Source organism: Bacillus carboniphilus (assembly GCF_020524035.2).
Taxonomy (GTDB): domain Bacteria; phylum Bacillota; class Bacilli; order Bacillales; family JAIVKR01; genus Bacillus_CC.
Genome location: NZ_CP129013.1, coordinates 1,482,024 through 1,503,519, shown reverse-complemented (window position 1 = coordinate 1,503,519; position 21,496 = coordinate 1,482,024). Strand labels below are relative to the sequence as shown.

19 protein-coding genes and 1 pseudogene are annotated in these 21,496 nt (G+C 35.2%); 17 read left to right on the top strand and 3 right to left on the bottom strand.

Annotation, left to right across the window (positions count from 1 at the left end):
* Positions 1 to 495 precede the first annotated feature (495 nt).
* The 10 genes and pseudogenes from LC087_RS07695 (at position 496) to LC087_RS07650 (ending at position 12,010) form a co-directional block, all read left to right on the top strand.
* The gene (locus LC087_RS07695; protein ID WP_226539878.1) at positions 496 to 1,878 is read left to right on the top strand and encodes a glycine--tRNA ligase; all 1,383 of its coding nucleotides are present in this window, start codon (positions 496 to 498) and stop codon (positions 1,876 to 1,878) included.
* A gap of 673 nt (positions 1,879 to 2,551) precedes the next feature.
* Positions 2,552 to 3,190: a transcriptional regulator CcpN gene (locus LC087_RS07690; RefSeq protein ID WP_226539879.1), complete on the top strand. Its 639-nt coding sequence runs from the start codon at positions 2,552 to 2,554 to the stop codon at positions 3,188 to 3,190.
* A 55-nt stretch (positions 3,191 to 3,245) separates the two neighbouring features.
* Positions 3,246 to 4,049 (top strand): pyruvate, water dikinase regulatory protein, encoded by an 804-nt coding sequence (locus LC087_RS07685; protein ID WP_226539881.1) that lies wholly within the window; start codon positions 3,246 to 3,248, stop codon positions 4,047 to 4,049.
* Between the two features lie 527 nt (positions 4,050 to 4,576).
* Complete coding sequence (locus LC087_RS07680) at positions 4,577 to 5,008, top strand: YaiI/YqxD family protein (protein ID WP_226539883.1); 432 nt, start codon at positions 4,577 to 4,579, stop codon at positions 5,006 to 5,008.
* Between the two features lie 18 nt (positions 5,009 to 5,026).
* Positions 5,027 to 6,829 (top strand): DNA primase, encoded by a 1,803-nt coding sequence (gene dnaG, locus LC087_RS07675; protein WP_226539885.1) that lies wholly within the window; start codon positions 5,027 to 5,029, stop codon positions 6,827 to 6,829.
* A gap of 34 nt (positions 6,830 to 6,863) precedes the next feature.
* Positions 6,864 to 7,990, top strand: a pseudogene (rpoD, locus tag LC087_RS07670) (RNA polymerase sigma factor RpoD).
* A 347-nt stretch (positions 7,991 to 8,337) separates the two neighbouring features.
* Entirely contained in the window at positions 8,338 to 9,471 is a 1,134-nt protein-coding gene (locus LC087_RS07665) for an acyl-CoA dehydrogenase family protein (RefSeq protein WP_226539889.1), read from the top strand.
* Between the two features lie 203 nt (positions 9,472 to 9,674).
* The gene (cccA, locus tag LC087_RS07660) at positions 9,675 to 10,025 is read left to right on the top strand and encodes a cytochrome c550 (RefSeq protein WP_226539891.1); all 351 of its coding nucleotides are present in this window, start codon (positions 9,675 to 9,677) and stop codon (positions 10,023 to 10,025) included.
* Between the two features lie 157 nt (positions 10,026 to 10,182).
* The gene (locus LC087_RS07655) at positions 10,183 to 10,896 is read left to right on the top strand and encodes a tRNA (adenine(22)-N(1))-methyltransferase (protein ID WP_226539894.1); all 714 of its coding nucleotides are present in this window, start codon (positions 10,183 to 10,185) and stop codon (positions 10,894 to 10,896) included.
* A complete protein-coding gene (locus LC087_RS07650; protein WP_226539896.1) occupies positions 10,889 to 12,010 on the top strand; it encodes a Nif3-like dinuclear metal center hexameric protein in 1,122 nt (373 codons plus the stop codon). Before LC087_RS07655 ends, LC087_RS07650 begins: the two co-directional genes overlap by 8 nt.
* Before the next feature lie 43 nt (positions 12,011 to 12,053).
* Here LC087_RS07650 and LC087_RS07645 read toward each other — a convergent pair whose 3' ends face one another.
* Together LC087_RS07645 and LC087_RS07640 are read right to left on the bottom strand one after the other, a co-directional pair.
* Positions 12,054 to 13,007, bottom strand: a complete 954-nt coding sequence (locus LC087_RS07645) for a 4-hydroxy-3-methylbut-2-enyl diphosphate reductase (protein WP_226539898.1) — start codon at positions 13,005 to 13,007, stop codon at positions 12,054 to 12,056.
* Positions 13,008 to 13,165: 158 nt separating this feature from the next.
* A complete protein-coding gene (locus LC087_RS07640) occupies positions 13,166 to 13,813 on the bottom strand; it encodes a YqfQ family protein (RefSeq protein WP_226539900.1) in 648 nt (215 codons plus the stop codon).
* A 722-nt stretch (positions 13,814 to 14,535) separates the two neighbouring features.
* On the opposite strand from LC087_RS07640, the gene LC087_RS07635 reads away from it, so the two are divergent.
* On the top strand, positions 14,536 to 15,846 hold the full coding sequence (locus tag LC087_RS07635) for a DEAD/DEAH box helicase (protein ID WP_226539902.1): 1,311 nt from the start codon (positions 14,536 to 14,538) through the stop codon (positions 15,844 to 15,846).
* Positions 15,847 to 15,861: 15 nt separating this feature from the next.
* Positions 15,862 to 16,749: a deoxyribonuclease IV gene (locus tag LC087_RS07630; RefSeq protein ID WP_226539904.1), complete on the top strand. Its 888-nt coding sequence runs from the start codon at positions 15,862 to 15,864 to the stop codon at positions 16,747 to 16,749.
* A gap of 78 nt (positions 16,750 to 16,827) precedes the next feature.
* Here the strand turns inward: LC087_RS07630 and LC087_RS07625 are convergent, their stop codons facing one another.
* On the bottom strand, positions 16,828 to 17,082 hold the full coding sequence (locus LC087_RS07625; protein WP_226539905.1) for a DUF2624 domain-containing protein: 255 nt from the start codon (positions 17,080 to 17,082) through the stop codon (positions 16,828 to 16,830).
* A gap of 133 nt (positions 17,083 to 17,215) precedes the next feature.
* Here LC087_RS07625 and LC087_RS07620 point away from each other — a divergent pair, with 133 nt between their 5' ends.
* The 5 genes from LC087_RS07620 to LC087_RS07600 all read left to right on the top strand — a co-directional run bounded on the left by LC087_RS07620 (position 17,216) and on the right by LC087_RS07600 (position 21,456).
* Positions 17,216 to 18,094, top strand: coding sequence for a YitT family protein (locus LC087_RS07620; protein ID WP_226539906.1), 879 nt, complete (start codon positions 17,216 to 17,218; stop codon positions 18,092 to 18,094).
* A gap of 93 nt (positions 18,095 to 18,187) precedes the next feature.
* Positions 18,188 to 18,946, top strand: a complete 759-nt coding sequence (locus tag LC087_RS07615; RefSeq protein ID WP_306020529.1) for a metal ABC transporter ATP-binding protein — start codon at positions 18,188 to 18,190, stop codon at positions 18,944 to 18,946.
* 13 nt (positions 18,947 to 18,959) lie between these two features.
* The gene (locus LC087_RS07610) at positions 18,960 to 19,802 is read left to right on the top strand and encodes a metal ABC transporter permease (protein ID WP_226539908.1); all 843 of its coding nucleotides are present in this window, start codon (positions 18,960 to 18,962) and stop codon (positions 19,800 to 19,802) included.
* Positions 19,799 to 20,209 carry a Fur family transcriptional regulator gene (locus LC087_RS07605; protein WP_226539909.1) on the top strand — a complete coding sequence of 137 codons (411 nt, stop codon included), beginning with the start codon at positions 19,799 to 19,801 and terminating at the stop codon, positions 20,207 to 20,209. Before LC087_RS07610 ends, LC087_RS07605 begins: the two co-directional genes overlap by 4 nt.
* A gap of 140 nt (positions 20,210 to 20,349) precedes the next feature.
* On the top strand, positions 20,350 to 21,456 hold the full coding sequence (locus tag LC087_RS07600; protein ID WP_226539910.1) for a GerAB/ArcD/ProY family transporter: 1,107 nt from the start codon (positions 20,350 to 20,352) through the stop codon (positions 21,454 to 21,456).
* Positions 21,457 to 21,496: the final 40 nt, after the last annotated feature.

Genomic DNA, 21,496 nt, shown 5'->3' with positions numbered 1-21,496 from the left:
TAATATTAATTTTAAAATTTACATATTAATTGTGAAGAAAGAGAATGTCTTTCGCTTAAGCATTGTTTACTTAAATGGGCAACATAGTTAAGCGACCTTAGGGCGGTGAAAGCTAAGGAATTTAGCGAAAGACAAGGCACTCTGGAGCAATAAAGGTCAAAGAGGCTGAGTTGATAAAACTTAGCAAATAGGGTGGAACCACGGGTAACCTCTCGTCCCTATGCTTTAATTTAGCATAGGGACGAGAGGTTTTTTTATTACAGAGTAAGAAAGTATAAAAATCTGTCCTTATTCGGATGGTGCATTTATTTTTGTCTAGCTCCAGCTCCCAGCGACGGGTAGCGCTTTCGACGCACAGGAGGTGCTAGCATCATCGTTGCCCACAGGACGTGGCTGGCTGAACTTAGTTGATGTTCCTTTTAATATGCGTCGCTAGACGGGCGCTTGCGCTTTTCTTATATTATTTCAGTTTAGAACGTAAAGGAGAGAGTTGTAATGACCAATTTAATGGATGAAATTGTTTCCCATGCAAAGCATAGAGGATTTATTTTCCCAGGATCTGAGATTTATGGTGGGTTAGCAAATACATGGGATTATGGACCACTAGGCGTAGAATTAAAGAACAATATTAAACAAGCTTGGTGGAAGAAATTTGTGCAGTCCTCCCCTTATAACGTAGGATTGGATTCTGCTATATTAATGAATACTAAAACATGGGAGGCATCAGGTCACCTCGGAAATTTCAACGACCCGATGATGGACTGTAAGAAATGTAAATCACGTCATCGAGCAGATAAACTTATTGAAGATGCAATGAATGCGAAAAACATAGAAGTTGTTGTGGATGGTCTTCCGTTTGAAGAAATGGAAAAGATGGTGGCTGAACAAAAAATTGTTTGTCCAAACTGTGGTAGTGATGATTTTACAGAAATTCGCCAGTTTAACCTTATGTTCAAGACGCATCAAGGTGTAACAGAATCTAGTACAAATGAAATTTATTTAAGACCAGAAACAGCGCAAGGGATTTTTGTTAATTTCAAAAATGTCCAACGAACAATGAGAAAAAAACTACCTTTTGGAATTGCACAAATAGGAAAAAGTTTTCGTAACGAAATTACACCAGGGAATTTTACATTTCGTACAAGAGAGTTTGAGCAAATGGAGTTAGAGTTCTTTTGTAAGCCAGGTGAGGAATTAAAATGGTTTGATTACTGGAAACAGTTTGCAGAAACATGGTTAGACTCATTATGGCTTAGTAAAGAACATACTCGTTTTAGAGATCATTCTGAAGACGAATTGTCTCATTACAGTAATGCAACTACAGATATTGAATATAAATTCCCATTTGGCTGGGGCGAACTCTGGGGGATCGCTTCAAGAACAGACTATGATTTAAAGCAACATATGAAAGTATCTGGAGAGGACTTTGAATATTTAGAGCAAGAAAGAAAAGAGAAATTCGTTCCTTATTGTATCGAGCCATCTTTAGGGGCCGATCGTGTAACATTAGCCTTTTTAATAGATGCATATCAAGAGGAAGAGTTAGAAAATGGTTCAAAGAGAACGGTGATGAAGCTTCACCCCGCTTTAGCACCTTTTAAAGCAGCTGTTTTACCTCTTTCTAAGAAACTCTCTGAAGAAGCGAAAGAAGTATTTGGTGAATTAGCCAATTATTTCGCTATCGATTATGATGAGGCAGGTTCAATTGGAAAGAGATATCGTAGGCATGATGAAATTGGAACGCCATTTTGTATTACTTATGATTTTGATTCTAAAGAAGATGGTCAAGTCACTGTTCGAGACCGGGATACGATGGAACAATCGAGAATGCCTATTTCAGACTTAAAGGCCTTTTTGGAAAAGAAAATTCAATTTTAACAAGAGAGGAAGCCGATGTGCTTCCTCTTTATCTTCAAAGAAAGCTTCTGTGTTCTAATTTTCGTCGCTAAACGTGCGCATACGCTTTTCTATTGTCTAGCTTCTGCGCCCAACGACTCGTAAGTTTTTCGAAGCACACGATGTGCTAGCATCAACGTTAGCCACAGGACGTGGCTGAACTTAGTTGATTATCCTTTGTGTAGATGATGTTCTATTTCCTTATGATAGGTCAACAGAGACGCCTCCAGGACGGAGGTGGGTCTACGTTTGCTCGCGCGACGTGGCGGTAGTTAGTAGATCCTCTGCTTTATGGCTTTTCGTGTTTCCTTTATCTCATACGGCGATGAACAGGAGGTTCTAGCGTCAACGTTAGTCACAGGACGTGACTGTACTTAGGTGACGTTCCTTTTCCCCTTCGTCGCTAAACGTGCACATACGCTTTTCTATTGTCTAGCTTCTGCGCCCAACGACTCGTAAGTTTTCGCTCTCCTCCTTATGATAAGTCAACATCGAAGCCTGCGGCTTTTCGTGTTTCCTTTATCTCATACGGAGTGCTCAAGCCCCTTCGTCGCTAAACGTGCGCATACGCTTTTCTTAATAAAAAGTTGCCAAATCGTTAATTAGTATACTATATTAACTTATAGTATAACCTTTTATTTGCTCATATTAGGTGGTGATGACAATCGAGCTAAATAGCAGACAAGAACGTATATTGGAGATAGTAAAAGAGAATGGTCCAATAACAGGTGAAAGCATTGCAGAAAAGTTGAATTTGACGCGTGCAACACTACGTCCTGATTTGGCAATCTTAACAATGTCAGGATATTTAGAAGCAAGACCTAGAGTAGGATATTTTTATACAGGTAAAACAGGAACGCATCTCCTATCCGATAAAATAAAAAAATTATTAGTGAAAGACTTCCATTCAATCCCGGTAGTGGTAAACGAAAATACATCCGTTTATGATGCAATATGTACGATGTTTTTAGAAGATGTAGGAACTCTGTTTGTGGTAGATAATAGGTCTTTGTTAGTTGGTGTTCTGTCGCGTAAGGATCTTCTTCGAGCAAGTATTGGGCAACAAGAGCTTAATTCAATACCTGTTAATATTATTATGACAAGAATGCCAAATGTTACATACTGTAGAAGAGAGGACTTAATTGTAGATTCGGCTGAGATGTTGATTGAAAAGCAAATTGATGCCTTACCTGTTGTAAAAGAATCAGAAGATGGTTTGGAAGTTATCGGAAGATTAACTAAAACAAATATGACAAAAATATTGGTCAACCTAGCTAATGATGACATTATATAAGAATTAAATTCACTTTTGTACTTTGCTATATATTTTAAGTAAAAGGAGAGATAAAATGACCCAAAGAATAATCTACTGTTTGTCAGACTCGGTTGGTGAAACAGCTGATTTAGTCTTGAAAGCTGCCTTAAGCCAATTTAACGGACAAGGACTTTCGACCACAATTAAAAGAATTCCTTATGTTGAAGATTGCGAAACTATAGAAAAAATAGTTTCTCTTGCAAAAAAGGATCAAGCCATCATTTGTTTCACACTAGTTATTCCTCAATTAAGAAAATATATGGTTCAATTAGCAGAAAAAGAGAATGTGGTATACTATGATATCATTGGTCCGCTAATTGACAAAATGGAAACAAGTTTTGGCATGAAACCTAAATATGAAGCGGGTAGAGTTCGTCAGTTAGATGAAGACTATTTTAAAAAAGTTGAGGCAATTGAATTTGCTGTTAAATATGATGATGGGAGAGATCCAAGAGGGATCTTAAAGGCAGATATTGTTTTAATTGGTGTGTCTAGAACATCTAAAACCCCACTTTCACAATTTTTAGCTCACAAGCGATTTAAAGTAGCAAATGTTCCTATCGTTCCAGAGGTGGAGCCTCCAGAAGAACTTTTTTTAATTCCAAAAGAAAAATGTATCGGATTAAAAATTAGTCCAGAAAAGTTAAATGATATCCGTAAAGAAAGATTAAAAACTTTAGGTTTAGATGATAAAGCAATGTATGCAGATATTGAAAGAATAAAGGAAGAAATTAAATATTTTGACAAAGTCATTGACAAATTAAAATGTCGAGTGATTGATGTGTCCAATAAAGCGGTAGAAGAAACAGCCAACAGTATTTTAAATATAATAAGGTAATATTTATAGGCTAGTAAAGGTAAATCTTTACTAGCCTTTATTAACAGAGTAAGAAAGCATAAAACTTTGTCCTTAATAAGACAGTGTTTTCATCGTTGTCCACAGGACGTGGACGTCTTTAGATGATGTTCCATTTGTCTATGATAAGTCAACGGAGACGCCTCCAGGAGGGAGGTGGATCTACGTTTTCAACAGGACGTGGCTGAACTTAGTTGACGTTCCTTTTAATATGCGTTGCTAAACGGGGCTTCCGCTTTTCTTATTAGATTAGCTTTTATCCAAAATTAACGACCAAAAATAATGGCATTATATATTATCTTGTATTATAATAAAAAATTGTGATAAAAAAATTTACTTTTAGGTTTAGACTTAACTGTTTACGAATAAACTATTTATGAAATGTCAAGGGACAATCGAGAAAATACAAGGTAAAATATGATTTAAAGAAGGATTCTTTGGAGTGATGGAGAATAGAGAAATATGCCGAGGATAATTTAACTATAATTGTCGATGCTGACTCATGTCCAGTGAAAGAGGAAATCTCCAATTTAGCTCAAAAGTATCAAGTGCCTGTTACATTTGTAGCTTCTTATGCTCATATGAAAAACGAGAGAGAAAATGGAAGTTGGATCTTTGTGGATGAGGAAAAAGAATCAGTTGATATTAAAATTGTTAATTTTGCCAAGCGATATGATGTTGTGGTTACTCAAGATATAGGATTGGCTAGTATGCTAGTTGAGAATGACATTTGTGTGATTACACCAAAAGGAAAAATAATTACATCCGAAAATATAGAACCTGCTCTTTTTCTTCGATACATGAATGCTAAAGAAAGACAAAAAAAAACTTATATAAATAAGCCCAAAAAATTTTCAGATAAGGATCGAGTTAATTTTATTAAAGCTTTTGAAAAAAAATGTCGAATATTGCAGGAGAATAATAAAACGTATAGAAATTAGCAGTATGGGGTTGTTTTTATGGCATATAAAATTCCTGACGAACTGATCTCTCAAATTGAAAAATCAGTAGATGTAGTAGATGTTGTCAGTGAATATGTTCAGCTAAAAAAGCAGGGAAGGAATTATTTTGGTCTATGTCCATTTCATGGAGAAAATACACCGTCTTTTTCTGTATCATCGGACAAACAAATTTACCACTGTTTTGGTTGTGGTGCAGGGGGAAATGTATTTTCTTTTTTAATGCAAATTGAAGGCTATACCTTCGTGGAATCGGCAAAGAAGTTGGCTGAAGTTGCGAATATAGAACTCCCTGATGAAGTTAGTCAAATGTCAAATCATGCTGGACATACTGACAAACAGTCACAATATTATCAAATTTATGATTTGTTGAGGAAATTTTATCACCACTTGCTCAAAAATACAAAAGAAGGTCAAGAAGCCCTTGATTACTTACTTGATAGGGGTTTCACAAATGATATTATTGATAAATTTGAAATTGGATATGCGATTGATTCTTGGGATTTTATAAAAAAATATTGTTTAAATAAAGGGTATAATGAAGAACTACTATATGAGACGGGTATAGTAGTTAAGAGAGAGTCGGATGGTTCCTTTTTTGATCGATTTAGGAATCGAATTATGTTTCCCATTAAGGACCATCAAGGTCGTACAGTAGCGTTTTCTGGTCGTTCAATTGGAGCTAGTCAACCAAAATATTTAAATAGCCCTGAGACAAAACTTTTTAATAAGAGAACCATACTTTACAACTTTCATCAAGCAAGAGTTCATATTCGAAAATCTCAGCAAGTTGTCATTTATGAAGGATTTGCTGACGTTATTTCTTCTGTAAGAGCACAAGTTGAAAATGCCGTTGCCACAATGGGGACATCTTTGACAGAAGAACAAGCGAAGCTTATTAAAAGAAATGTCGAAACAGCTATAATATGCTACGATTCTGACCAAGCTGGAATAGAGGCAACATTTAGAGCTGTGAAGGTACTTGAAAAGTATGGGTGTAGAACAAAAATCGCAAGAGTACCAGATGGTTTAGATCCTGATGACTACATCAATAAATATGGGACTGAGAAGTTTTTTAATGATGTAATAGGGGCAAGTGTAACGACCATGGTGTTTAAAATAGAATATTTTCGAAAAGGGAAAAACTTAAAAGATGAAGGAGATCGTCTTAAGTATATTGAAGAGGTTTTAGAAGAACTATCCCAAATAACAAATGCAGTTGAGCAAGATTTATATTTATCTCAACTCGCATCTGAGTTCTCTCTTTCGAAACATGTTCTTCAAGGTCAATTAGAGAAATATATTGAGAAGCGCCCAAAAAATGTTGATCAGGTAATGGAAAAACAATTCATGCAGCCAATGATTCAAAGTAATTCATTATTACCAGCTTATCAAAATGCAGAAAAATTTTTAATTGCTCATATGATAAGGAATAGTGATGTTGCTGAAAAGGTGTTAGACCATTTGGGTGGTGATTTTATCATTGAGGAACATAGGGCCATCGTTTCTTATATTTATGCTTTTTACGAGGAAGGTAACGAACCAAACATCAGTTTACTCATCCAAAAACTACCACACTCTTCGCTACGTCAAACTGTCTCAAATATCGCTATGTTATCAATAACTGATGATATTTCTGATAAGGAAATAGACGACTATATAAAAGCTATAAATGATAAAAAACAATCACAAAAATGGAAAGAAAAGGAATTTTTAAGGGTAGAGGCCGAACGACAAAAAGACTATGAGAAAGCAGCAATTATTGCAAAAGAAATACTTGAATTAAAAAAGGCCTGTCGTTGATCTTACATTTGTCACTTTGGAAGGAGGGGATCCAATGGCTGAAAAACAAACCCGTTCAAAAGAATCAGAAGTCGAGCTAACGCTAGATCAAGTGAAAGAGCAGCTAGTAGAGTAGGAAAAAAACGTGGTGTGCTCACTTATGAAGAAATTACGGATAAAATGTCTAGTTTTGAAATGGATTCAGACCAAATGGATGAGTATTATGAATTTTTAGGAGAACAAGGTGTTGAAATTGTAGGTGAAAATGAAGAAACAGAAGATCCAAACCTTCCTGAATTAACGAAAGCGGAAGAAGAATTTGATTTGAATGATCTAAGCGTTCCACCTGGAGTGAAAATTAACGACCCTGTTCGAATGTATTTAAAAGAAATAGGAAGAGTTGACCTCTTATCAGCTGAAGAAGAAATTGAGCTAGCTCAGCGTATAGAACAAGGCGATGAAGAGGCTAAAAGACGTCTTGCGGAAGCAAACTTACGTCTTGTTGTTAGTATTGCTAAAAGGTACGTTGGTCGTGGTATGTTGTTTTTAGATTTGATCCAAGAAGGAAACATGGGTCTAATGAAAGCAGTTGAAAAGTTCGACTACTTAAAAGGATATAAGTTTAGTACTTATGCTACTTGGTGGATTAGGCAAGCAATTACAAGAGCTATTGCTGATCAAGCACGAACAATTAGAATACCTGTTCATATGGTCGAGACTATTAATAAGCTTATTCGCGTTCAAAGGCAACTGCTTCAGGATTTAGGAAGAGAACCATTCCCTGAAGAAATTGCAGAAGATATGGATCTAACTCCTGAGAAAGTACGTGAAATTTTAAAAATTGCTCAAGAGCCAGTTTCACTTGAAACACCGATCGGAGAAGAGGATGATTCTCATCTAGGTGACTTTATTGAGGACCAAGAAGCTACTTCTCCTTCAGACCATGCTGCATACGAGTTGCTAAAGGAGCAACTAGAAGATGTACTAGATACTTTAACGGACCGTGAAGAAAATGTACTTCGTTTACGATTCGGATTAGATGATGGTCGAACAAGAACCTTAGAAGAAGTGGGTAAAGTCTTTGGTGTCACACGAGAGCGTATTCGTCAAATCGAAGCTAAAGCTCTTCGCAAGCTTCGCCATCCAAGCCGAAGTAAACGATTAAAAGACTTTTTAGAGTAGGGATAGCTTACGCCTCCCTGCTCTTTTTATTTTTTAAAAAGATTAGAAAATATACATTTTGTCTTAATAAAGAAAGTGCTTTCATCCTTGTCTAGTATTAATATTTTTCATCATTTTCTTTGCTTTCTTCCTTACAACTCTTATTTTACTGAATTGTCACTTTTTTTGCAAATGGGTTTCCAAAATTTTTATCTATTTTAGTATTGATTTTCCATACAAATAGAACTCAGTTATGGTAAAAAACGATTGATACTAAAGTGTTTAATAAAAATTTTAAAATTATTTAAAAAATTAAGAATAAGCATTATAATTAATTTGTAAGCGTATACATTCATGGGAGGGATATGATGAATTTTGAGTTGGAGCAAGAACATAAAATGTTACAGAAAACGATTAAGGATTTTGCTGTAAATGAAGTGGGACCTGGGGCTATCCAACGAGATCGAAACAAAGAATTTCCTTTTGAAGTAATGAAAAAGCTAGCTGATCTTGGCATGTTAGGGTTACCTTTCCCTGAAAGGTACGGAGGTGCTGGTGCAGATACAGTAAGTTTTGTGATTGTTACAGAGGAATTGAGTAGAGTATGCGCTTCTACAGGTATTACATATTCAGCACATATCTCACTGGGAGGCGCACCTATCTATATGTTCGGTACAGAAAAACAAAAAAACAGTTATTTACCGCAAATATGTTGCGGAGAGTCTCTTGGTGCATTTGGATTAACGGAACCTAATGCCGGATCAGATGCAGGGGGAACAAAAACGGTAGCAATAAAAAAAGGCGATAAATATATTATTAATGGGACAAAATGTTATATAACGAATGCTTCGTATGCAAAATTCTTAGCGTTAACCGCCATAACGGATGAAGAGGATAAAGGAATAAGTGCCATTATCGTACCTACAGATAGCAAAGGGTTTCGCATCTATAATCGGTACGAAAAGATGGGACTACACGCCTCTAATACAACAGAATTAAGCTTAAATAATGTTGAAGTTCCGACACAAAACTTACTTGGAGAAAAAGGACAAGGGTTTAAACAGTTTCTAAAAACATTAGATGGAGGAAGAATTGGAATAGGGGCAATGGCTGTTGGAATCGCCCAAGGAGCCTATGAAAAATCGTTACAGTATGCAAAACAGAGAGTTCAATTCAGAAGACCCATTCACCAGTTTCAAGCTATTCAATTTAAACTTGCTGACATGGCTACTAAGATTGAATTAGCTCGTAACATGGTATATAAAGCAGCATGGTTGAAAGATCACGGATATACGTATACTAAAGAAGCATCCATGTGTAAATTGTTTGCTTCAGAAATATGTATGGAGGTGACAAATGAAGCTGTTCAAATACATGGAGGAAACGGTTATATGAGAGAGTTTGAAGTCGAACGAATGATGAGAGATGCGAAGCTTTTAGAAATTGGTGAAGGAACGAGTGAAATTCTACGTCTAGTGATAGCTAGAGAAATTGGTTGTTAATTAGCATAATTTAGCTTTTAGGACAAGTACTTTTATAACATTTCACCATAATTATCCCTTCTATTTTTGACTATTTTTTGAATAACCCTCTATCCTCAACATTAAGTCTTTCACTTCGACGAATTTTACAGTAAAATAGAGATTGCTTATATAGTTTAAATGGACAACTAAGGATTTTATATACATAGGGGGGAGAGTATAATATGAATCGTAATCCACTTGTTCCGTTTTATTTAATTATGACTCTAGGGATTGTCCTTATCGTTGTTTTTTCTTTTGTAGGCCTAGATAATGCTCAAGAGATAGCTAGCGGTGGAGGCGAAGAAACAGCAGAATTTATTCCAGACGAATTTTATCAAAAAAATTGTTCTTCATGTCATGGTCAAAACCTTGAAGGAGTATCTGGACCAGGTTTAATTGGTGTAGGTGACAAGTATTCTGATGAAGAGATTAAAGACATCCTTACCAATGGCTTAGATGGTGGTATGCCAGGTGGCTTAGTTCCTGCTGAGAACCAGGATGAATTAATTGAGTGGTTAAAAGAACAAGAATAAATGATCTAAAAAAGTCTCCTTACAATAGGGGGCTTTTTTAAAATTTGTTCTTATAAAAAAATTACTTATCCCTTAGCTTTTCTTATGGAGGATTTGTAATATTGACCTATAATTTGTAGACTATTAAATATGAACTTTATGATTGAAAGGTGAAAACATGAATGAATTGAATTTATCAAAACGGCTCAAGACTGTTGCTTCATTTATACCCAAGGGGGCAGTATTGGCTGATATAGGATCAGATCATGCTTATTTACCCTGCTATGCAATTATACATAAAACGGCCTCCTTTGCGATTGCCGGTGAAGTGAGTGAAGGCCCATTTTCAAGTGCATTAAATCAAGTGAGAGAATGTGAATTAGATGATTTTATTTCCGTGCGAAAAGGAGATGGACTTGAAGTTATTAATTCGTCAGTTACGTGTATAACGGTTGCAGGAATGGGCGGAGAACTAATTAAGTCTATTTTAGAAAATGGGAAAGAAAAATTAACAAATGTGAAAACCCTTATTCTTCAGCCAAATATTCATGCAATTATTATTCGAAAGTGGCTATTGAATCAAGGATGGGAACTGAAGAATGAAGTGATTATTGAAGAGGATGGAAAAATATATGAAATTTTAGTTGCTGAAAAAGGCGATAGTTATGAACCATATAACCCTTCTATCTTTGAAGAGCAGCTTTTGTTAGGTCCTTTTTTGATGGCCAAAAAAGAACCTGTATTTATGAAAAAGTGGTTATTAGAACAAGATCATTTAGAAAAAGTTTTAAAACAAATGGAAATGGCTAAACAAGATGAAAAAAATAAGAAAAAAAAATTAGAATTAACGAATAAATTAACAATGATCAAGGGGGCATTATCAGATGAGTAAAGGTGTAAACGGTCAACGAATCATTGAATTGTTCGAACAGTTTTCTCCTAAAAACCTTGCAGTTGAAGGTGATAAAATAGGCTTGCAAATTGGAACGCTGAATAAAAAAGTCAATCGTGTATTGGTTGCTCTTGATGTTGTTGATGAAGTAATTGATGAAGCAATTGCTAATGATGTGCAATTAATCATTGCACACCATCCACCGATTTTTAGACCATTAAAAGATATTCGTACAGATCAGGCTCAAGGAAAACTATTAGAAAAATGTATAAAGAATGATATTGCCATCTATGTAGCGCATACAAATTTAGATGTGGCAAAAGGAGGAGTAAACGATTTACTAGCAGAGGCGCTTCAGTTAAAGGATACAGAAGTGCTTGTACATACTTACGAGCAAAGTTTGAAGAAATTAGTTGTTTTTGTTCCAAAAACGCATGATGAAGTTGTTAGAAAAGCATTGGGTGATGCTGGTGCAGGACATATTGGCGCATATAGCCATTGTTCATATACATCGAACGGAACAGGTGCTTTCTTTCCAAAAGAAGGTGCAAATCCATTTATGGGTCAAATAGGTAAAATAGAAGAGGTTGAAGAAATGCGTATAGAAACCATCATCTCTTCTGATGACGAACAAAAAATTATAAAAAAAATGTTGCAAGCTCATCCATACGAAGAAGTTGCTTATGACCTTTACGAATTAAACAATCAAGGAGAAACGTTAGGATTAGGTCGGGTTGGAAAACTGGAAGTGGAAATGAGCCTGCAAGAGTTTGCTGAAATTGTGAAAGAAAAACTTCAAGTCCCAGCAGTTCGAGTAGTAGGTGATGAAACAGCTACCGTAAAAAAAGTAGCTGTTCTAGGTGGAGATGGTAATAAATATATTTATCAAGCTAAAAGAAAAGGAGTAGATGTTTATATTACCGGAGATATATACTATCATGTTGCACACGATGCAATGATGCTGGGACTAAACATCATTGATCCTGGGCATAACATTGAGAAAATCATGAAAAAAGGTGTAGTGGACAAGATGGAACAAATGATGAAAGATGAGAAGCTACAAGTGGATTGGCTAACATCTAAGGTGGAAACGGAACCGTTTACATTTAAATAGAGGATTGGGCAAAGAAAATATTTTCACAAGTAAAAAAGCACTCTTATTTGAGTGCTTTTTTAGCCTTTACTTTAGGGAGTATTTTCTTTAAAGGAATCTCATGAATATGGTCCCATGTGGATGGATCACTTTCATCAAATTGATCCAAGAAAAGGATGACTTCTTTTACAATAGGAGTTGGGGTAGAGGCACCGGCAGTAACGGCTACTTTTTCAATACCTTTAAGCCAGTCCAACTCGATTTCACTTACATTGGCAATACGGTATGCCTTAGTACCCGCAATCTGTTCCGAGACTTGAGCTAGTCGATTGGAGTTGTTACTTTTAGGGTCCCCTACAACAATCGTTAAATCTGCGTGAACTGCTTGTTCAGCAACAGCTTCTTGTCTAACTTGGGTTGCTAAACAAATTTCTTGGTGAAATTGAACATGCGGATATTTATCTTTCACTAAATCCATAATATCTTGTACATCCCACTGACTCATGGTCGTTTGGTTTGTAACAATTATTTTATCGTTATAAATAGCTAGGTTTTCAACATCTTTATCCGTTTCAATTAGATGAACAATATCAGGAGCTACTCCAACTGCTCCTTCTGGTTCCGGGTGTCCTTTTTTTCCAATATAGATGACGTCATAACCTTCTGCTTTTTTTTGGCGAATGAGGTCATGTGTTTTGGTAACATCAGGGCACGTTGCATCAATTGTTAATAGATTTTTTTGTTTAGCAATCTCTCTTACCTCTGGAGACACTCCGTGTGCAGTGAAAATGACGGTTCCTCCGTTGACTTGCTCGATAATTTGTAATCGGTTACTACCATCTAAAGTAATGATTCCTTCTTCTTCAAAAGCATCTGTAACATGTTTGTTATGAACAATCATTCCAAGTATATAGATCGGTCGTGGAAGTGATTTATCCATGGCTGCATTTTTAGCAATGACCATTGCATCGACAACACCATAGCAATATCCACGAGGAGCGATTTTAATAACTTCCATCCAAATTCCCCCGTATATGAAAAAGCCGTCAAGCGGCTTATATTTTTTAATCTGTAAATATTATAACGGACTATTGCTTTAAACACAAAGAATCATGCACTTTTATACAAGCTATAAACATTAGACTCATAGCAAGATACCAATACCATTTGTTCGTCTTATATATAAAGTTTGGGAACGGATTTTCCGGGGTTTTTAGGAGTTCGTTTTGTTTGTACTTTTTCTGATTTTTCGTTTGCTTTTTGAGTCTTTTCTTGTTTACTTGTATTTTTTTTATTCGATGTCTTCGATTTTTTTGTTACCTTCTTCTTCTTCTCTTCCTTAGATTCATTATCATCAATATTTTCATTTTCTTTGTTATCTTCTTGATTTGTTACTTCTTCACTATCTGCTTCTTCCTTAGAATCATTCTCATCCTCGTCGTCATCACTCCCCATTTCTTTAATTAATTTATACATTGACGGAATATTTCGAACAAGTGGCCCGTATTGCTGAACCATTGGAGAGACTTGTTGTGCAAACCCAATAGCTTTTTGAACGTTACCCAATATACCTGTAATATTGGCTGTGCTAGCTAAACCTTGTGCACCTCCAGCATTAGCTATGTTTCCAACTGAACTAGCTGTATTTGCAACACCTCCAAACCCGCGTCCAGGTAATAGGTTTGATAACATGCCTCTTAATCCTCCTACCTGTTGAGCAGCTTGAGGTATTTGTGGTGGTGTTCTAGGAAAGAAATTACCTAATAATGAAGATTGACCAACCCCTCTTCCGATAGGTGGTATTGGTGGTCTTTGAGGAAACATTTATCTCCCTCCTCTCTAAAAAAACGATAAACTTAACTATAAATAAAATATGCGTTATAATGGTAAAATGTTTATGACAAGGGGGCCTATTTTTAAGAAAGTGAAGCCCATGTCTTCATGATAGAGGTGGTGTTTGCCACAGAACGAGGCAGGAGTTAGCGCGCGTCCCTTGTTCCAGCGTCGCTAAACGGACGCTTGCGCTTTTCTTATTTTCTAGCTCTAGCGCCTAGCCAGGAGACGCCTACAGGAAGTAGGTGGATCTACGTTAGTCACAGGACGTGGCTGTTCTTAGTAGATCTTCTGCAATCGTCACGTAGAACAAAAGATAAAGAACACCTTTCTTTTCTCCGCGCCTTATGCTTGTCGAGGCTTTTCAAGGCGCTTGCGCTATTCTTATTGTCTAGCTCCAGCGCCCAGCGACTCGTAAGTTTTCGCCCTCCTCCTTACGATAAGTCAACGGAGACGCCTCCAGGAGGGAGGTGGATCTACGTTTGCCACAGGACGTGGCAGTAGTTAGTAGATCCTCTGCTTTAGGGCTATTCGTGTTTCCTTTATCTCATATGGAGGTCTTCGACGCACAGGACGTGCTAGCATCATCGTTGCCCACAGGACGTGGGCGCATTTAGATGATGTTCATAAATGTATTGTGGTCGCTAAACGGACGCTTGCGCTTTTCTTATTGTCAGTGTACGATTAATGGGTCTTAATAAGGAGGAACACCAATGGAAAAAACAGCGTTTGCTCAATTTGATTTTAAACCTTTTATACTAGAAGCGATCTCTGAATTAAGCTTCTCTCAACCGACGGAAGTTCAAGAACGAATGATTCCAAGCATTTTAAGAGGGAAAAGTTCAATTGGACAGTCTCAAACAGGAACAGGGAAAACGCACGCTTACCTGTTACCGTTAATTAATAACATAAATCCAAGTGATCAAGAGGTTCAAGTTGTCATTACAGCACCTACAAGAGAGCTTGCAAATCAAATATATAAAGAAGTTATTAATATTACATCTAAATGTCCTGAAGGCCAATTAATTCAGGCAAATTCATTTATCGGTGGGACAGACAAAAAAAGGTCAATAGAGAAATTGAAAAAACAACCTCATATTGTAGTTGGCACTCCAGGGCGTATTCTAGATATAGTGAAAGAACAGGCCTTGGATATTCATAAAGCAAAAACTATTGTCATTGATGAAGCAGACCTTATGCTTGATTTAGGTTTCATATATGAGGTTGATCAGTTGGCAAGTAGAATGGTGAAAGACCTACAAATTCTCGTTTTCTCTGCTACCATACCTGAAAAGCTAAAGCCGTTTTTAAAGAAATATATGGAAAATCCTTCGTTTACTCAAGTGGATCCAACCCAGCTTATTGCCAATAATGTTGAAAATATTTTAGTTCCTATTAGGCATAGAAATGAAATTAGTTTAGTATATGATATGCTTCAAACGTTTCAGCCTTATTTAGCGATGATTTTTACTAATACGAAAAAACGAGCAGATGAAGTCGCCAATTCTTTAAGAGATAAAGGATTAGAGGTTGCTTTGCTACATGGAGGATTGCAGCCTAGAGAACGAAAAAAGGTAATGAAACAAGTAAAAGAATTACAATTCCAATATATTGTGGCTACAGATTTAGCCGCTAGAGGAATTGATATACCAGGGGTTTCCCATATCATTAATATTGAAATTCCAATGGATTTAGATTTTTTAATTCATCGTATAGGTAGAACAGCTCGAGCAGGCAATAGCGGAGTTGCCTTCACATTGTTTAGTGAAGAGGATGAAGAGAAAATAAGTAAACTTGAGAAGTTGAACGTTCACTTCCAAAATAAAGATTTAATTAATGGTGAATGGGTGTCGATTGAGGATCGTAATAGAAGGAAAAACAGAAAGAAACAAACCCAGGAAACAGACAAAATAGCAAACCGTTATGTACAAAAGCCGAAGAAGGTTAAACCAGGGTATAAAAAGAAAATGAAAGAAGAAATGGACAAAGTAAAACGAAGAGAGAGAAGAAAGAAAAAAAGATAGTAGGGAGTGGGGAAGTTGAAGATAGGTTCACATGTATCTATGAGTGGTAAAAAAATGCTTCTAGCTGCCAGTGAGGAAGCAGTTTCATACGAAGCGAATACGTTTATGGTTTATACAGGCGCTCCTCAAAACACGAGAAGGAAAAAAATTGAAGATTTAAATATTGATAATGGACAAGCTCATATGAAGCAACATGGTATTGAAGATATTATCGTCCATGCTCCATATATCATTAACATCGCAAACACTGTTAAACCAGAAACATTCCAATTAGGGGTGGATTTTCTACGTTCAGAAATCGAAAGAACAGAAGCGATAGGTGCAAAACAAATAGTCCTGCATCCAGGTGCACATGTCGGTGCGGGACCAGATAGTGGTATTAAGAAAATTATTGAAGGTTTAAATGAAGTAATTGAAAAAAATCAGTCCGTTCAAATTGCTCTTGAGACTATGGCAGGGAAAGGGACTGAATGTGGTAGGTCGTTTGAAGAGATTGCTAAGATTATTGATGGAGTAACCCACAACCAACATTTATCGGTATGCTTCGATACTTGTCATACACATGATGCAGGCTATAATATTGTTGAAGACTTTGACGGAGTTTTAGACGAATTTGATAAAATGATTGGAGTAGATCGACTGAAAGTACTTCATATAAATGATAGTAAAAATCCATGTGGGGCAGGAAAAGATCGTCATGAAAACATCGGTTTCGGTTTTATTGGTTTTGGTGCAATAAATAAAATTGTTCATCACTCTCAACTCATGGATATTCCTAAAATACTTGAAACTCCTTATGTAGGAGAAGATAAGAAAAACAAAAAACCACCTTATAAACATGAAATTGCAATGTTACGTTCAAAAGAATTTGATGATCAGCTTTTAGAAAAAATTCAACAATAAAAAAAGAAAAAGGATGGCGTGAAAAAGGTCTCTTTTAATGTTTTATTTAAGTATACTAAATATAAACGTCATCCCTTTTTATTTGATAAAATTGTTAAAAAGTTGATTAACTTGTTTAGCCGTCTCTTGATCAGTTACAGATGCTATTTTTTTTAATAGCTCTCTTCTTTCTTCTGTCTTAAATAAGTCAATTTTTTGTCCTTTCACGAGTTTCACAACTTCTTTTGCTTTATTCTTATTAAATGCAATATTAAAATCATCCGCATACTGAAGAAGCTCTTTTTCTGTTATCGTATTCATCTTTTGATTAATCATTTTTTGAAATAAAATCACTGCTCCTCCTCCTATCCATATATATATATGAGTATGTGGGAAGAACGTGTATATTTAAATTTTTTAAACTATAAATGAATATAATAGGTTGTCTATTAATATATGGTTTATTCAAAAAGCTGAGGTGGTTTTTATGGTAAGGCAACATAAAAAAGAAAGCACAGGTCATTACATATATCGATTAATTATGATTATGATAGGGGCAACTTTAGCCGCTATATCAATTGAGATGTTTTTAATTCCAAACAATATTATTGATGGTGGGATTATTGGTGTATCTTTAATTGTAGACTATATTGCTCCTGATCAGTGGTTTTTTGTGAACTTTGGAACATTGGTCATTTTATTTAACTTACCGTTTATGTATTCAGGTTATAAACAAATTGGAAAGACCTTTATGGTCTCTAGTTTATTCGCCATTATTTGTTTAGCTGTAGCTGAAGGATTTTTACACGCGTTTGATCCATTTACCAATCAAGCCATTTTAGCGGCAGTTTTTGGGGGTCTTATTTTAGGAGTAGGAGTAGGGTTAGTTATTCGACATGGTGGATCTTTAGATGGAACGGAGATATTAGGTATTATCTTAACAAAGAAGCTCCCCTTTTCGGTTGGTGAGTTTGTTATGTTTATAAATGTATTTATATTTGGTTGGGCTGCATTCGTGTTTGGTGCTGAAGAAGCCATGTATTCTGTTATGACATATTATATTGCTTTTAAAACAATAGACACTGTTATACAAGGATTAGATGAGACGAAAGCGGTTATCATTGTTTCAGATGAATATAAAGATGTTTCAGATGCGATTTTGCAGAGACTTGGCAGAGGGACAACAAAGCTGAAAGGGAAAGGAGGATTTACCGATCAAGAGAAAGAGGTTATTTATGCAGTAATTACCAGATTAGAAGTAACGAAGTTAAAAGGTATTGTATATGAAATCGATCCTAGTGCGTTTATAACAATTATGAATACCCAAGAGACAAAGGGTGCTAAGTTTAAGTCTCCAATACATTAAGCATCTTTAAATAACCTTTACAATTTGAATACAATCCTGTATACTTTTTATGTTTTAAATCGTAATTATTCTGATTAACGACAGGTGATTTTAATGACTAATAATCCAATCGTTAAGATTGAACATTTAAATTATAAATACAATAAACAAAATGCACTTGAAAATATTAACTTTACTATTGAGAAAGGATCTTTCGTTGGATTAGTAGGTCCAAATGGCTCAGGAAAATCCACCTTGTTAAAATGTATGTTAGGGTTGAATCAAGTTCAACAAGGGAAGATAGAGCTATTTGGACATGATATTAAAGATTTTCGAGAATGGGATAAAATCGGGTTTATTTCACAAAAGGCTAATAGCTTCAACAGTGGATTTCCAGCTTCCGTATTTGAAGTTGTCCAAAGTGGATTAACCAAGCTAGGGCTGTTTAAGAGGTTAAACAAGAAAGATATAGAAAAAGTAAAACAAACCATTGAATCCGTTGGCCTAAACGATATGATTGATCGGAATATCGGGGAGTTATCAGGTGGACAACAACAACGTGCATTCATTGCAAGAGCCTTAGTAAGTGACCCCGAATTACTCATCTTGGATGAACCAACAGTTGGAGTCGATGTTGAAAATGTTGATCATTTTTACCGCTTACTTGAATCTTTAAATAAGCTTTATGGTATCACCCTTCTTTTAGTGACACATGATATTGGCACAATTACGGATAAAGTGACTCATGTTGCTTGTTTGAATAAATCATTACATTTTTATGGTGGTGTTGATTTGTTCCAAACTTTAAATGAGCAAGATGTTTCGAATTTATATGGGCACTCAATTCATGTTTTATCTCACCACCACAGGTAATTTGGAGGATCGTATGTTTAGTCATTTATTACAATATGAGTTTTTACAAAATGCATTTATTTCAGGGATGTTAATAGGAATCATCGCTCCATTGTTAGGTGTTTTTGTTGTTATAAGAAGGTTATCATTAATTGCAGATGCACTAAGTCATGTAACATTAGCTGGAATAGCCGGAAGTTTATTGCTATCCAAAAAGTTTCTTTTTTTTGCTGGTTTGAATCCTATTTTCCTTGGAGTTGGTGCTTCTGTTACAGGAGCATTGTTAATAGAGAGGTTGCGGTCTATTTTTAAACATTATGAAGAACTATCAATTCCAATTATACTTTCAAGTGGAATTGGCTTAAGTGTAATTTTTATTTCTTTGGCAGATGGATTTAATACCGATCTGTTTAATTATTTATTTGGAAGTGTAACAGCTGTTTCTCGAACGGACTTATTACTTATTGTTTTTGTTACGATTATCGTAATAGGAACGGTTTTTTTCTTCTATAAGGAATGGTTTTTATTGTCATTTGATGAAGAGTATGCAGTGGCTTCAGGGTTATCGGTGAGAGGCTTACATTTTTTGTTTATTATCGTTGTTGCTTTAGTCATAGCTGTTTCGATGCGAATAGTTGGTATTTTACTCGTATCTTCTTTAATGACGATTCCTGTTGCAGCAAGTATAAGAATTGCCAAAGGATTTAAACAAGTGGTTGTTTTATCGATTATATTTGGAGAAGCTTCGGTTATTTTAGGTTTAATCGTTTCGTATTATCTTGATCTTGCCCCAGGAGGAACAATTGTAATTTTTTCTGTTTTGATCCTTTTAATTGCATTGTTATGGAAAAAAACAACGAGGAGGTTTACGTCTTGAATGTAAAGGACGCTCTCCAATTATTAAAAGAAAACGGTCATAAATATACCGAAAAACGTGAACAAATGTTGGAGCTCTTTGCAAAAAGTGATCGATATTTATCAGCTAAAGAAGTATTAGACCATTTAAAAACGGATTATCCAAATTTAAGTTTTGACACAATTTATAGAAATTTAACGACCTTTGCTTCTCTTGGAATTCTCGAATATACGGAGTTAAGTGGAGAAAAAAACTATCGATTTAAATGTAAGATAGGCGAGCATCACCATCATTTTATTTGTATGAACTGTGGGAAAACAAAAGAAATTGAAGGCTGTCCGTTAGATATCATGACAAAAAAATTAGACGGTTACAATATTGATGGGCATAAATTCGAAATATATGGTAAATGCCCTTCGTGTTCATAGCTAAAAAGCTTATTTGTTCGAATAGTCGAATGAGATAAGCTTTTTTTTGACTCATAGAGTTCTCTACTCGATTAGAATGCAGATATTTAGGAAATGATAAGTTCAACCAAAAAGCTTAAGCATTGACTAGGGTGGATAAAATGGTCCAAAACAAAGAAACACAATCAATTAATCCATTATTGATCATTTTTATTTTGGCTGCAGTCCAAACATCTTTCGGAATTACATCTTATCAACGTATTGTTTTTGAAGAAGTAGAACAGGATTCCTGGATATCGATTTTAGTAGCTGGAATTATTCTTCATATCATGGGTGCTATTGTATATTTCATTGTTAAAACGTATAAGGGTCTTTCGCTTTATATAATAAATGATCAAATATTTGGTAAAAAAATAGGTTCGCTCATTAATCTTTTTTTAGTAAGTTATTTTATTTATGTATATTGGATAAATTTAGCTAATTTATTATTGATTATTAAAGTATGGGTTTTTCCAAATATTTCTTTATTAGTATTAACCTCCTTACTCTTATTTCTCACGATTTATGGTGTTCAAGGGGGAATTCGTGTCATTATAGGTTGTACATTCATCGCTTTTTTCATGGCTATATGGATGTGGTTCCTAAGTTTCCAGACATTAGATTATGCTAATTATTTTAACATAACACCAATATTTACTCATAAACCAATGGAGATTCTAAAAGGCTCCTATATGATGACAGTATCTTACTTAGGTTTTGAGTTGTTATTTTTTCTATTACCTCTTATAAAAAATGTGGAAAAATCAAAAAAATTCATCCATATTGGATTTTCGCTTACTATTTTTTTGTATTTTTCCGTCATGTTATTTTCAATTTTTTATTTTGGACCTACACAATTGAGGCGAACTGTATGGGCTACCTTAACGATGTATAAAATTGCAAAACTCCCTTTCCTTGAAAGAATGGAAATTATTGTTGTTTCCCTTTGGATAATTGTCACATTACCTAGTTTACTTTTATACATGTGGGTTTCTTTAAAAGGAGTAAAAAAACTATTTAAAATTGGTCAATATAGTGCCCTGCTAATTATTAGTGGTATTATTATCGTTCCTTCCATCCTTATAGATGATGTAGGACAAGTGATGTATTTCACTGATTTATTAAGGTATTTTGGACTCATCGTTACGGTTATTTATCCTGTTTTGTTGTTTGTTATCATTATGGGAAAGAAGATATTAAGAAGATTGTTCAATCGAAGCAAAAAATAGAGGCTATGGGAATTAAATTATTAATAGAAAAGAACTGAAG